13 protein-coding genes are annotated in these 12,770 nt (G+C 43.6%); all 13 read left to right on the forward strand.

The window, feature by feature from the left end:
• The first annotated feature begins 8 nt into the window (after positions 1 to 8).
• The 13 genes from BSG1_RS09540 to mreC all read left to right on the forward strand — a co-directional run bounded on the left by BSG1_RS09540 (position 9) and on the right by mreC (position 12,625).
• Positions 9 to 1,670 carry a GspE/PulE family protein gene (locus tag BSG1_RS09540; protein WP_006836803.1) on the forward strand — a complete coding sequence of 554 codons (1,662 nt, stop codon included), beginning with the start codon at positions 9 to 11 and terminating at the stop codon, positions 1,668 to 1,670.
• A 9-nt stretch (positions 1,671 to 1,679) separates the two neighbouring features.
• Positions 1,680 to 2,723 carry a type IV pilus twitching motility protein PilT gene (locus BSG1_RS09545; protein WP_044022689.1) on the forward strand — a complete coding sequence of 348 codons (1,044 nt, stop codon included), beginning with the start codon at positions 1,680 to 1,682 and terminating at the stop codon, positions 2,721 to 2,723.
• Positions 2,723 to 3,934, forward strand: a complete 1,212-nt coding sequence (locus BSG1_RS09550) for a type II secretion system F family protein (protein WP_006836805.1) — start codon at positions 2,723 to 2,725, stop codon at positions 3,932 to 3,934. The genes BSG1_RS09545 and BSG1_RS09550 overlap by 1 nt, the downstream gene beginning before the upstream one ends.
• Before the next feature lie 110 nt (positions 3,935 to 4,044).
• Positions 4,045 to 4,494 (forward strand): prepilin-type N-terminal cleavage/methylation domain-containing protein, encoded by a 450-nt coding sequence (locus BSG1_RS09555; RefSeq protein WP_006836806.1) that lies wholly within the window; start codon positions 4,045 to 4,047, stop codon positions 4,492 to 4,494.
• 12 nt (positions 4,495 to 4,506) lie between these two features.
• Positions 4,507 to 5,256, forward strand: a complete 750-nt coding sequence (locus tag BSG1_RS09560; RefSeq protein ID WP_044022690.1) for a prepilin peptidase — start codon at positions 4,507 to 4,509, stop codon at positions 5,254 to 5,256.
• Positions 5,257 to 5,274: 18 nt separating this feature from the next.
• On the forward strand, positions 5,275 to 6,237 hold the full coding sequence (pilM, locus tag BSG1_RS09565) for a type IV pilus biogenesis protein PilM (protein ID WP_006836808.1): 963 nt from the start codon (positions 5,275 to 5,277) through the stop codon (positions 6,235 to 6,237).
• A complete protein-coding gene (locus BSG1_RS09570; RefSeq protein WP_006836809.1) occupies positions 6,237 to 6,851 on the forward strand; it encodes a PilN domain-containing protein in 615 nt (204 codons plus the stop codon). The genes pilM and BSG1_RS09570 overlap by 1 nt, the downstream gene beginning before the upstream one ends.
• A complete protein-coding gene (locus BSG1_RS09575; protein WP_006836810.1) occupies positions 6,851 to 7,612 on the forward strand; it encodes a hypothetical protein in 762 nt (253 codons plus the stop codon). Before BSG1_RS09570 ends, BSG1_RS09575 begins: the two co-directional genes overlap by 1 nt.
• A gap of 176 nt (positions 7,613 to 7,788) precedes the next feature.
• Complete coding sequence (locus BSG1_RS09580) at positions 7,789 to 8,778, forward strand: hypothetical protein (protein WP_006836811.1); 990 nt, start codon at positions 7,789 to 7,791, stop codon at positions 8,776 to 8,778.
• 291 nt (positions 8,779 to 9,069) lie between these two features.
• Entirely contained in the window at positions 9,070 to 9,636 is a 567-nt protein-coding gene (locus BSG1_RS09585) for a Maf family protein (protein WP_044022695.1), read from the forward strand.
• Positions 9,637 to 9,707: 71 nt separating this feature from the next.
• Positions 9,708 to 10,379, forward strand: a complete 672-nt coding sequence (gene radC / locus BSG1_RS09590; protein ID WP_044022696.1) for a RadC family protein — start codon at positions 9,708 to 9,710, stop codon at positions 10,377 to 10,379.
• A 124-nt stretch (positions 10,380 to 10,503) separates the two neighbouring features.
• A complete protein-coding gene (locus tag BSG1_RS09595) occupies positions 10,504 to 11,508 on the forward strand; it encodes a rod shape-determining protein (protein WP_006836814.1) in 1,005 nt (334 codons plus the stop codon).
• A gap of 238 nt (positions 11,509 to 11,746) precedes the next feature.
• On the forward strand, positions 11,747 to 12,625 hold the full coding sequence (mreC, locus tag BSG1_RS09600; RefSeq protein WP_006836815.1) for a rod shape-determining protein MreC: 879 nt from the start codon (positions 11,747 to 11,749) through the stop codon (positions 12,623 to 12,625).
• Positions 12,626 to 12,770 lie beyond the last annotated feature (145 nt).

The following is a 12,770-nucleotide window of genomic DNA, read 5'->3' on the forward strand; positions in this document are numbered from 1 at the left end:
GTGATTGCATGGTTCAGACGAGAAAGAGGCTCGGGGATCTCCTGGTAGAAGCGGGCCTGATATCGGAAGAAAAACTTAATATGGCATTGCAGGAAAAAGAACAAGGGCAAAAGCTCGGCGATGCCTTGCTGCAAAAAGGGTATATAACCGAACAGCAGCTGATCGAGGTGCTCGAATTTCAACTCGGAATTCCTCATGTAAGCTTATACCGCTACCCTTTTGATACGAACTTATTCCACCTGATTCCCAAGGAAGAAGCTAAACGCAATCTGATGATACCTCTGAAAAAAGAAGGAGAAAAGCTGTACGTCGCTATGGCAGATCCGATGGACTTCTATGCGATAGAAGACTTGAGGCTGTCGACCGGCTTTCAGATTGAAACAGCTATCGCTACAAAAGATGATATCCTTCGAGCGGTTACAAAGTATTACGATACAGAAGAAGGCTTTGAGGAGTTGGTTAACGATAAGCCTGCCAAAAGCTCGATTGAAGAGCAGACAATCGTTGATCAAGATTCCCCAATAGTAAAACTCGTCAATCAGATCCTTTCAAATGCAGTAACGCAAAAAGCCAGTGATATCCATATTGATCCGCAGGAGACCAAAGTATCCATTCGGTACCGGGTTGATGGTGTGTTGAGAACAGAACGAAACCTGCCAAAACATATGCAAAGCATGCTGATTGCAAGAATTAAGATCATGGCCAATCTTGATATAACCGAGTTCAGGGTTCCACAGGATGGAAGGATCAAGACGAATGTTGATTACAGGCCGGTCGACCTCCGTATCTCCACCCTTCCAACCGTATTCGGGGAAAAGGTCGTTATGCGTATACTCGACCTCAGCAGTGCTCTGAATGATATCAAACAGCTTGGTTTTAACAAGCTGAACTTCAAGAGATTCATGGACATGATCCAGCAGCCTACGGGCATTGTGCTGATTACCGGGCCGACGGGATCAGGGAAGTCATCCACACTTTATGCGGCTTTGAATCATTTAAACAGCGAAGAGGTCAATATCATAACGGTTGAGGATCCTGTGGAGTATCAATTAGAGGGCATCAATCAGATCGGAGTCAATCCAAACGTTGGCCTGACCTTTGCCAAAGGTTTGAGGGCGATCCTCCGTCAGGATCCCAACATCATCATGGTCGGAGAGATCCGTGATAAGGAAACGGTGGAAGTTGCGATTCGTGCTTCACTGACAGGGCATCTGGTCCTGAGTACCATCCATACCAACGATTCTCTTGGGACAATAACAAGACTTCTTGATATGGGGGTGGAGCCATTCCTGGTCGCATCTTCCTTAAGCGGCATTGTGGCCCAGCGTCTTGTCAGAAAGGTCTGCCGGGATTGTGGGCGAGAACAGGAACCGAGTAAACGTGAAATTGAAATCTTCGCTAAAAGAGGCATGAAGATTGATAGAATCATGCGTGGAGAGGGCTGTTCTTCCTGTAACATGACAGGCTATAAAGGCCGGCTGGCAATCCATGAAGTCCTTGTCATGAATGATGATATGAAGAAAGTAATTTTAAATGGTGAGCCATTTTCCAAACTTCGTGAATACGCGGTGAAGAACAAAACTATTTTTCTAGTGGATGATGGGTTACTGAAAGTAAAGCAAGGACTGACTACCACCGAAGAAATTCTTCGGGTAGCAATTTCAGAATAGGTGAAGCCAATGAAAGAAAAAATAGACTACTTATTGCGTTCAGCTTATGAACTGAAAGCATCAGATATACACTTGACAGTCGGAGCTCCGCCTGTTTTTCGTCTTCATGGTGATTTGAAGAGATATGGCAAGGAAATCTTAAAACCAGCTGATACAGAAGGGATGGCTAAATCGATCATCCCGGAAGATCTCTGGAAAAAGTTCTTAGAACATGGTGAGCTTGATTTCTCATATGGAATTCCAGGGATCTCACGCTTCAGGATCAATGCGTATCAGCAGCGCTCGTGTGTCTCGCTCGCCATCCGGATTGTTCCGACGAGCATTCCAAGTATTGATGACCTTAGCCTTCCGCCTGTGTTGAAGAGGATTACAGAAAAACCTCAAGGACTTGTATTAGTGACAGGTCCTACAGGAAGTGGAAAATCGACCACACTTGCCTCCATGATCGATCATATCAATCGTACGATGCGGAAACATGTCATTACACTTGAAGATCCTATTGAGTATCTCCATAAACATGGCACAAGCATTATCGACCAGCGAGAAGTCGGATTTGATACGAAGAACTTCTCAAGAGGTCTTCGAAGCGCCCTTCGGCAGGATCCGGATATTATCCTTGTCGGGGAAATGCGGGACTTGGAAACCATCCAAACTGCTATTACTGCTGCGGAAACAGGGCACCTTGTCTTTGCGACTCTTCATACTTCAAGTGCGGCAGCCACCATTGAACGGATTGTGGATGTGTTTCCTCCTGAACAGCAGGCCCAGGTCAGAATTCAGCTTGCCTCAGTCCTGGTAGCGGTACTCTCACAAAGATTATTTCCACTTGTTGATAAAAAGGGGAGAAGAGCCGCAACAGAATTACTAGTTAACAACCCGGCCATCGCCAATCTGATCCGCTCAGAAAAAGTTCATCAAATCGATAACATTCTGCAGACATCTAAAGGAATGGGGATGCATCTAATGTCATCAAGCATTAAGAATTTGTATGAATCGGGAGTTATCTCCCGTGAATCCGCCTTTCCTTATATTGAAGTGGAGCAGGCGACCTAATGGCACGATTTAAATACACTGGACGCGGGCGCACTGGAAAGAAATCAGGAATCTTGACGGCTGGATCGACAAGGGAAGCGATGCTTAAGCTGAAGAAACAAGGCATCCGTGTGATTGAAATGAATGAAGTGCCTGAAACTCTGCTGACAAAAGACATTGCCATTGGAAATCCGGTCAAACTGCAGCACATGGTCATCTTTCTGAGGCAGTTTGCCACACTGCTGCAGGCGGGTGTTACGGTAGTGGATGCCACGGAAATCCTTTCCTCACAGACCGGAAGCAAGGCCCTAAGCAAAGCTCTGGATGAAGTACAACTGGAATTGAAAGACGGTAACCCATTGTCCGATGCCCTGGCAAAACATAGAAGGATCTTTGAACCTATGTTGATTAACATGGTCAGGGCAGGGGAAGCTTCAGGAAGTCTTGATGAAACCCTTGAAAGTCTGGCAACTCATTATGAAAAGCAGCATATGACAAAACAGAAAATTATTTCAGCCCTCGCTTATCCTGCAGTAGTTGGGGTTATCGCAATTGCTGTCGTAATCTTCCTGCTGGTGGCAGTGGTGCCAACCTTCGTCACAATGCTTGCCGATTTTGGCGGAGAGCTGCCTGCCATCACACAGTTTGTGCTGGGTTCCAGTGAATTTATGCAAAAGTACTGGTACCTGGTGACAGCCGGAATGGCAGGTATGGCAGCTGCCGTTATGGTAGTGAAGAAAAACAGAAGGACGAAATATTATTTCGACTATGCGATGCTGCGTATGCCGATTTTCGGGAGCATCATCCAAAAAGCGGCTCTGGCCAGAATGACAAGGACACTAAGTTCCTTATTCTCAAGTTCTGTACCGATTCTTCAGGCGCTGGCCATTGTGGAGAAGGTTGTGGAAAATGAAGTGGTTGGCCGGGTCCTCCGTAATTCAAGGGATGCTCTTGAAAAAGGGACCTCATTGACAGAACCTATGAAAAATCATTGGGCTTTCCCGCCGCTCGTGACCCAAATGATTGCCATCGGGGAAACAACCGGTTCATTGGATTCCATGTTGGGAAAAGTTGCCGATTTCTATGAAAAAGAAGTCGAAAACAGTACAGACCGTTTGAAATCACTTATCGAGCCACTGATGATCGTTGTCCTGGCAGCATTGGTAGGAACAATTGTCACTTCCATCATGGTGCCGATGTTCGAGATCTTTAACAACGTTCAAGGCTATTAACAATTTCTTTAAAATTTTTACAGATTGCCACTTTTCATGACAAGATTGTCATGTATAATTAAAGTAGGAATAATCTATCTAATCCAAAAGACTCATAGGAGGTACGGAAAATGTTGAAAAAATTAGGTCAAAAGTTGAAAGACCAACGAGGGTTAACCCTTATCGAATTACTTGCTGTTGTCGTTATTTTGGGAATCATTGCTGCAATTGCTATTCCTAGTATTGGTGGACTTATTAATAACTCTAAGAAAGATGCTCATATTGCGAATGCTCAGCAGATGGTTAGTGCAGCGAGGTTGGCAGTGACTTCAACCGATGTGGGATCGGATGGTGAGGAGTATAGTCTTGAAGAATTAATTGATGGTGGATACTTAGAAGATGTAGATAACCCTTCTGGTGATGCATACGATATTGTGAACAGTAATGTAACAGTTTCTCGTGATGATAATAATAACTATACTTATTCTGTTACGTTAATTGGAGATGATGATGCTCAATATTTCGCAACTGGAGACCCTGATGATCTTACGCGTGCGGATATTGAGTTAGATGGGATTTGATTTATCTTTCAAATGAAGATACTTCTTCTTTCATACGGCTTACTCCTAGGCTCCTTCTACAACGTAGTAGGCCTGCGGGTTCCGCTTAAACAATCGATCGTCAAGCCGCGCTCCTCTTGCCCGGGGTGTGGCCATACATTGACGGCAATGGAACTGATTCCGGTTTTGTCGTATTTATTTCAAGGAGGAAAGTGTTCCCGCTGCCGGGAACGCATTTCTCCTCTTTATCCTTTAATGGAGGCAGCTACAGCGGTATTGTTTGTAATCTCGTATTCTATCATCGGATTGGAGTGGGAACTTCTCGTTGCCCTCACACTTGTTTCGCTGTTCATGATCATCTTGGTGTCTGATATAAAATACATGATTATCCCTGATAAAGTTCTGCTGTTTTTCTCGGGGCTTTTTTTATTAGAAAGAATTTTGATTCCTTTGGGTTCGCGCTGGGACTCTTTAGCGGGAGCTGCATTAGGCTTCGGGCTTCTACTCTTAATTGCCGTCATCAGTAAAGGCGGAATGGGCGGCGGTGATATTAAATTGTACGCGCTCATCGGCTTTGTTCTGGGTGTCAAGCCAATGCTTCTTTCCTTTTTCCTTGCTACCTTATTTGGAGCAGTAATCGGGATCATAGGCTTGGCGGCAGGCTTTTTTGAACGGAAGAAACCTATTCCGTTTGGACCGTTTATCGCTGTTGGAACACTTATATCTTATTTTTACTATGAAAATATCATTAACTGGTATTTATCACTTTTGCTCGGGTTCTAGGTAAAGGGGTTATATTCAATGAACTTTGGATTGTTTGGAAAAAACAAAAGAGTAGCAAATCTCGTCATCACCGATACAGCAATCCGGTATGCAGACTTGAAGATGGATTCCCCGCTGATCTTGCATAACTATGGTGAGAAGCTTCTTCCTCAAGGTGTCATAACGGATGGAAAGATCATTGAATATGACACCCTTGTCATGATTCTGGAAGAATGTATTTCTGAGTGGGGAATTACGAAGAGGCCGGTCCGTTTCATTGTTCCGAGCACTTCCATCATTGTCAAAAGGGTCCTTGTGCCAACTGATATTAAAGAAGATGAGTTGAAAGGCTATATATTCATGGAAATCGGGACAAGTATTCATCTTCCATTTGAGGATCCTTTGTTCGACGTGGTCCTTCTCGGGGAAAAAGGGGACAAGCAGGAAATATTGGTTGTTGCATCTCCTGAAGAAGTCATCCACTCCTATAGAGATATCCTGGAAGAAGTGAAGTTGAAGCCGATGGTCGCGGATATTTCTCCATTAGCTCTGTACAGGTACTTCTATCATAATGATATGGTGAGAAGTACGGATCATGAAATGCTTCTTCAGTTTGATGAGAAACTGTTGACCATCTCCATCTTCCATAATAACCAGCCCATTTTCCTGAGGCCGATTTCCCTGCAGGGAGACCTCGAGCTTGCGGAGCCGTTAGAAAACCAGTCAGGCGGACTGCTGTTTTATTTGGAAGATACCTTTAAAGAGATTGAAAAAGTATTCAGCTTTTATAAATATTCCTTGAATAAAGGAGAGGTCAATGTCAATAAAGTCATCCTGACAGGAGACCATCCTTATTTAAATGAAATCTATCAAACGCTATCAGACAGACTGGATGTCGCTGTCCAAAGATCCCCTAAAGACACTGTGATGGATACAACTGGACAGACGGTGCCCCGGCAATTCGACCTGGCAATCGGTTTGGCATTGAAAGAGGTGCTGTGATGCTGATTGATATCAATTTACTTCCACAGAAAGAACGAAAACGGAGGATGCCGGTTTACATTGCCATCGCTGCACTTACCCTCACCATACTGGGGACTGCATTCCTTCTCGTTTTTACCCAGTTATCACATCAGGAGCTGGAGAACATAACAAAAAATCTAGAAATGAAAAAAGAATTTCGTCTTCAACAGGAAACGACCGTAAATACCATTGAGTCTTCAGATGGGCTAGAGCAGCTCCACACAGCTGTTCAGTGGGCTGAACAATATCCGATTGATACAGTTCCTGTTCTTGAACACCTTACCTCTCTATTGCCTGAGAGGGGTTTCTTCAGACAGTTTAACTACACAGAGGATGGGATGATTAACCTGAATGTTCAGTTTGACACGAGCAGGCAGGCCGCCTACTACCTCAATGATCTTAAACACTCTGATTGGATCAGTGAAGCAAAACTGACTTCCCTTGAAACATCCCAAGGTCAAATGGAGGAAGATTTAGTTGTGCTTCCAGAAGATAAACTTATGCCAAGGTATCTGGGGCAGTATGAAATTTCCTTGAATCAGTCCTTCATCAAGAGTGAACTTCAATCTGAAAGTGAAGGAGGGGGAGAGTGATGAACCTCCAATTCGAAAAAAGGGAATGGCTGTTGATGGCCGGTTCTATCATCCTTGGCGTTTGTATCTTGGCTGGTGTCTATTTTCTGCTTTATAACCCGGTTCAAAAGGAAATCGATGTTCGTGCACAGGAACTGGAAACAGAGGAGAAGCTGATTTCTATACTAGAAGAGAAAACGAGCAATATTGAACAGGAAACGTTTCAAAATTCCATTTCTCTTCAAAAAAAGGTTCCTGTTAAGCCAATGACGGAAAAGCTGCTTCTTGATCTGGAAAAAGCGGAAACGATATCAGACAGTTTTATATCCAGTATCCAATTTTCCGAAGGAGATGTAATTCTGCCGCTCACATCCCAGAGTGCAGAGGAAGATATTGAAAATCTTTCTTCAGACGATAGTGAAGATTCAGGGGAAGTGAATGGGGAGACGCAGGAAATTCTGCCTCAAGGATTGAAAAAACTCAATGCAATACTTTCTGTCGAATCACCAAGTTACTTCGAAATGGAAAAATTTTTGGAAGTCCTCGAAGAGCTTGACCGAATAACAGAAATTGAACAAATTGCTTTTGAAGGGCCTGAAGAATCGATTATACAGGGAGACAGTTATGACAAGGTCAGCTATAAGCTGCTGGTTGCTGCTTTTTATTTGCCTGACCTCATGCAGCTTATAGAAGAAATGCCATCGCTGAACAGCCCGCCGCCTGCCAATAAAGTGAATCCATTCAGCAGCTACAGTGACTTGGATGAAAATGAAGATGAGTAACTAAATAAAGCGGGAAATAAAAAATCTTCTGTGTTATATTACTATCTATTTAGAGTGCCATTTCCGAAAATGAAAAAATTGGCGAAAACCTCTGGGGACAAGACGACAAAAGTCTTGTTCTTTTTTTTATGCACTGTGATAGCATAAAAAAAACGACATAGAGGAGGGGGACACAAATGGACAAGCGGGGCAGCAAAGATGGCAGGATCACAATAAAAATTAACGGAGACAAAAAGAACTATAATGAAGAACTGCTTGTACATAATTGGAAGTTAGGAGAAGAAGAATCTGCCGCTGCCGAAGAGAGGGCAGAAGAAGATTCTTTTGACTGGGTCCTTCCAGACGAAGATCCGGCTCCTAAAGAATTTAAAAAAATTAATTATGTACAAAAAAACAAAGGAAAAAAACGGTTTGGCGTAAAGCAAATCACTCCTGGGATTGCGAGGATCATCTATACGCTGGTCGGTGCGGTTGCTGTCTCACTAATTTTTGGCTTCATTATTCTTAATGTTATTACCGACGGTGAGCAATCCATCCCGGCGGTTCAGCTTCAGGAGGCTGCAGATGTAAACAAGGATGGGAAGGAAACTCCTTCTGCTGCCGGGGGTACTATAACCATTGATAGTCTGACGGCATCTGTTCTGCAGGGAGGAGTATACACCACTACGGACTCTGCCAATACCATGAAAGCGTCCTTGGAGGCAAAAGGCATCCCGACGATGATGATAGAAATGGACGGTAACCTATTTTTATTTATCGGAACCGCAGGAGACCTTGAAGGAGCAAAGGCTATGGGCAAAAAACTTTCTAATCAAGATGTTGAAGTGTATGCAAAGGACATCGTGCTTCCAGACAAGAATGTTGCGGGAACAAAAGCAGATGCTGACTTCATTGAAAAGTCAAAAGCCGTTTTTGCTGCATTAGCAGTTGAGAGCTCAAATGCGTACACAAACGGGTCAATTAATGAAGAGAAATTAAACGAAATCAGCACGCTGTTGAATGATCTGTCAGCTTCAAAAGTAAGTGAGAACATGACCGGATTGAAAGAAAATCTTGAAACGGCTTCACGGAACCTGCAGGAATACAAGTCTTCAACGGAACTCTCTAAACTTATTGCTGCACAACAGTCTTTGCTTACTTATTTGGAGTCTTATCACAAATTGTAATATTATCTGGTATATTGGATATTTTCCGGGAAATATATAATAAAGAGGCAGAGCAGGGAGGAATTTGACCCTGCTTTTTTTATTAACAGCAGAAAATCTCGAGAAGGGGCATCCGACAACATAACTCCAGTGGCCAAGATCCCGGCTTCTCTTAACGATTAGTCGTGAAGTTCATTTCGTATGCCGCTGAACGGGAAATCTCCGCTTTGTTATTAGTTGTGAATAGGACAAGTATTTGATACGATGAAATGGTATCTCCCAATCTTACGGAAGAAGGGAAAGGTGTATGAATTGTCAAACCTCATTTTAGCTTCAGGTTCCCCCCGCAGAAAAGAACTTCTACAACAAATCCAACTATCTTTTTCTATTGAAGTCAGCAATGCTGATGAAACTTTTTCTTCAGACCTGCCGCCGCATGAAGTTGTGATGGAACTGTCCAAGCGTAAAGCCGTCTCCGTTGCAGCCCGACACCCGGAAGCTTTTGTCATTGGATCGGACACGGTCGTTGTCTATGGCAATGAAATCTTGGGAAAACCTTCTGGTGCAGAACATGCTAAAGAAATGCTCCGCACACTTTCAGGCAAAACACATTCCGTCTATACAGGTGTAGCCATTGTGAATAACGAAAATGAAAAAATGTTTTACAAAAAAACAGATGTAACGTTTTGGGAGCTGACAGAAGAGGAAATAGAAACGTATGCAGCTTCTGGTGAACCACTCGATAAAGCAGGCGGATATGGAATACAGGGATTGGGCGCCCTTCTTGTAAAAGAAATCCACGGTGATTATTTTTCAGTAGTGGGGCTGCCGATTTCCCAGGTATACCGCAGCTTGAAAGAAATGGGCTGCCATCCGTAAGCATTTTTCCTCTTTTAGTCCTCCCAGGCGTTATAATTGGGAGGTATGGAATTTTGCCGGAAACAAAACTTATGATCAGAGATTATCCTACTGATGAAAGGCCGCGTGAACGAATGGTTCAAAGCGGTGCAGCCAGTCTGTCCAATCAGGAGCTTCTGGCAATCATTTTGAGGACAGGAACTAAGTCGGAGTCTGTCCTGCAATTGGCGAACCGGGTCCTGACGACGTTTGAAGGTCTCAGGCTTTTAAAAGAAGCTTCTCTTGAAGAAATTATGAATATCAAGGGCATTGGACTTGCTAAAGCGGTACAGATCATGGCTGCTTTAGAAATCGGCCGGCGTATCGGCAACCTTGCATATGATGACCGCTATTCGATTCGCTCCCCCGAAGATGGAGCCAACTACGTGATGAATGATATGAGATTCCTGTCACAGGAACATTTCGTTTGTCTTTACCTTAATACAAAAAACCAAGTACTTCACAAACAAACTATATTTATTGGCAGCCTGAATGCATCTATCGTGCATCCCCGTGAAGTCTTTAAGGAAGCCTTCCGAAGATCAGCGGCGTCCATCATATGTATCCATAACCACCCCTCAGGAGACCCGACTCCGAGCAGGGAGGATATTGAAGTGACGAAGAGGCTCGTCGAATGTGGAAAAATCATAGGGATAGAAGTACTGGACCATCTTATAATCGGTGAAAAGAAATATGTCAGCTTAAAGGAAAAAGGATACTTATGATACTTTGTTTTTTGTGATGGTTAGGCTATAATATTGTTTATGATTTTTGAAGCTTAAATATATAGGGAAAGAACTTATATAGATTGGAATGACCCCATTCCGCATTAGAAAGGGAGATACAACAATGTTTGGTACAAAGGATCTTGGAATAGACTTAGGAACGGCTAACACACTTGTATATGTAAAAGGAAAAGGAATCGTCGTTCGTGAACCTTCAGTGGTTGCTTTGCAGACTGATTCAAAGCAGATCGTGGCTGTAGGTAACGACGCTAAAAACATGATCGGAAGAACACCGGGAAATGTAGTGGCACTGCGCCCGATGAAAGATGGTGTCATTGCTGATTACGAAACCACTGCTACCATGATGAAATATTACATAAGACAGGCAACTAATGGAAGAGGGTCCTTCTCCCGTAAGCCTTATGTAATGATCTGCGTTCCATCCGGCATCACAGCTGTCGAGGAACGCGCTGTTATTGACGCTACGCGACAGGCGGGAGCAAGGGATGCTTATACGATTGAGGAACCATTTGCAGCTGCTATCGGCGCCAATCTCCCAGTTTGGGAACCGACAGGAAGCATGGTTGTGGACATCGGCGGCGGAACGACAGAAGTCGCAATCATTTCCCTTGGCGGAATCGTGACAAGCCAATCCATCCGTGTTGCAGGGGATGAAATGGATGAAGCCATCATCAACTACATCCGCAAAACGTACAACTTGATGATCGGGGATCGTACGGCCGAAACCATCAAAGTTGAAATTGGTTCTGCCGGAGACTCGGAAGGTGTCGATACATTGGATATCCGAGGGCGTGATCTGTTGACGGGACTGCCAAAAACAATTGAGATCACAGCAGATGAAATTGCCGCTGCGCTCAGGGACACAGTTTACTCCATTGTCGATGCCGTTAAGAGCACGCTTGAGAAGACTCCTCCTGAATTGGCGGCCGACATCATGGATCGCGGAATCGTCCTCACTGGAGGCGGTGCTCTGCTTCGTAACCTGGATAAGATCATCAGTGATGAAACAAAAATGCCTGTACTGATTGCAGAAAACCCGCTTGATTGTGTGGCGATCGGTACTGGAAAAGCACTTGACCATATCGATTTATTCAAAAACAAAAAATAATATGGTTTGATTATTAAAGATGGGGCTGCACTCATTGAAAGATAACGTGGGCAGTCCCTTCTTGTTTGTGTAAAAGGGTAAAAGTAACTGTTCGCCTGATCAATCGCTTATGGGCGTGCATTTATTTAAAAGGCTCTTTTTCCTTTTTGAGAAAAATGGTAGATTAAGAAGTGTACTTGTTAAAATATATTCATTCAAACAGGATAGAAAATAAGTGTAAAAGATAGAGGTGTCTTACATGCCCCGCTTTTTTTTGAATAAACGATTGATCATCCTTCTTGTCAGCATCATCGTGCTGGTGGCATTGATAGGATATTCTGTTCGTGAAAGGGATAATATATCCTGGCCGGAACAGTTCGTAGGAGATATTGTTGGATTTGGGCAATCCCTTGTGTCCAAACCGGTTGGAGCGATTGCCGGTTTCTTTGAAAACGTAAAAGACTTGCAAAATACTTATACAGAAAACCAGAAACTGAAGTCCCGCCTGGAAGAGCTTGTAAAGCTCGAAACTATGGTGAAAGATCTTGAAAAAGATAATGATGAACTGCGTCAAATCTTGGACAAACAAGAAAATTTAAGAGATTTTGATCCCATTCAGGCGACCGTCATTGCCAGAAATCCCAGCCAATGGGAAGATCTGCTTGTAATTGATAAAGGAAAAGTCCAAGGTGTCCAAGCCAACATGGCTGTCATTACTTCCCAAGGTTTGATAGGGAAGGTGAAAAGCGTAAAGCAGTTTTCCTCGACCATTGAACTGCTCAGCAATAAAAATCCAAATAACAGGATTTCTGCGCTGATTCAAGGTGATGAAAATGTCATTGGTTCAATTGAAGGGTATGACACCGACAGGGATCAGCTTTTAGTTAAACGCATCCCTAATGATATGAAGGTTGAAGAAGGAGCCAAAGTCATCACTTCAGGTCTTGGCGGCGTATTTCCAAAGGGGCTGCCGATCGGGGAAGTGAAGGAAGTCGTGCCAGACCAATATGGATTGACACAGACGGCATATGTTGAACCGACAGCTGACTTGTATCATCTTGAACATGTGATTGTTGTGGACAGAAGCAAGGTGAGCATTGATCTGGAGGAGCCCGAAGAAGCGGAGGGTGAGGAATGAAAAAACTTCTCCTTCCGTTCATCGCATTAATCTGTTTCTATGGATCAAGTTTGTTTGTAACCTATCTGCCCATGGGAATTTTTAACACTGACAGAGTGCTCGTTCCTCATTTCCTGATCATTTTTATATTGCTGATGAGCGTCTA

This window comes from Bacillus sp. SG-1 (genome assembly GCF_000181495.1).
Lineage (GTDB): Bacteria > Bacillota > Bacilli > Bacillales > Bacillaceae_B > Rossellomorea.

Excerpts from the sequence above, each read along its gene's own strand:
- BSG1_RS09555 (WP_006836806.1), top strand. The coding sequence starts at position 4,045 with ATGTTGAAAAAATTAGGTCAAAAGTTGAAAGACCAACGAGGGTTAACC.
- radC (WP_044022696.1), top strand. The coding sequence starts at position 9,708 with ATGATCAGAGATTATCCTACTGATGAAAGGCCGCGTGAACGAATGGTT.
- BSG1_RS09545 (WP_044022689.1), top strand. The coding sequence starts at position 1,680 with ATGAAAGAAAAAATAGACTACTTATTGCGTTCAGCTTATGAACTGAAA.
- pilM (WP_006836808.1), top strand. The coding sequence starts at position 5,275 with ATGAACTTTGGATTGTTTGGAAAAAACAAAAGAGTAGCAAATCTCGTC.
- BSG1_RS09540 (WP_006836803.1), top strand. The coding sequence starts at position 9 with ATGGTTCAGACGAGAAAGAGGCTCGGGGATCTCCTGGTAGAAGCGGGC.
- mreC (WP_006836815.1), top strand. The coding sequence starts at position 11,747 with ATGCCCCGCTTTTTTTTGAATAAACGATTGATCATCCTTCTTGTCAGC.
- BSG1_RS09550 (WP_006836805.1), top strand. The coding sequence starts at position 2,723 with ATGGCACGATTTAAATACACTGGACGCGGGCGCACTGGAAAGAAATCA.
- BSG1_RS09560 (WP_044022690.1), top strand. The coding sequence starts at position 4,507 with ATGAAGATACTTCTTCTTTCATACGGCTTACTCCTAGGCTCCTTCTAC.
- BSG1_RS09595 (WP_006836814.1), top strand. The coding sequence starts at position 10,504 with ATGTTTGGTACAAAGGATCTTGGAATAGACTTAGGAACGGCTAACACA.
- BSG1_RS09580 (WP_006836811.1), top strand. The coding sequence starts at position 7,789 with ATGGACAAGCGGGGCAGCAAAGATGGCAGGATCACAATAAAAATTAAC.
- BSG1_RS09570 (WP_006836809.1), top strand. The coding sequence starts at position 6,237 with ATGCTGATTGATATCAATTTACTTCCACAGAAAGAACGAAAACGGAGG.
- BSG1_RS09575 (WP_006836810.1), top strand. The coding sequence starts at position 6,851 with ATGAACCTCCAATTCGAAAAAAGGGAATGGCTGTTGATGGCCGGTTCT.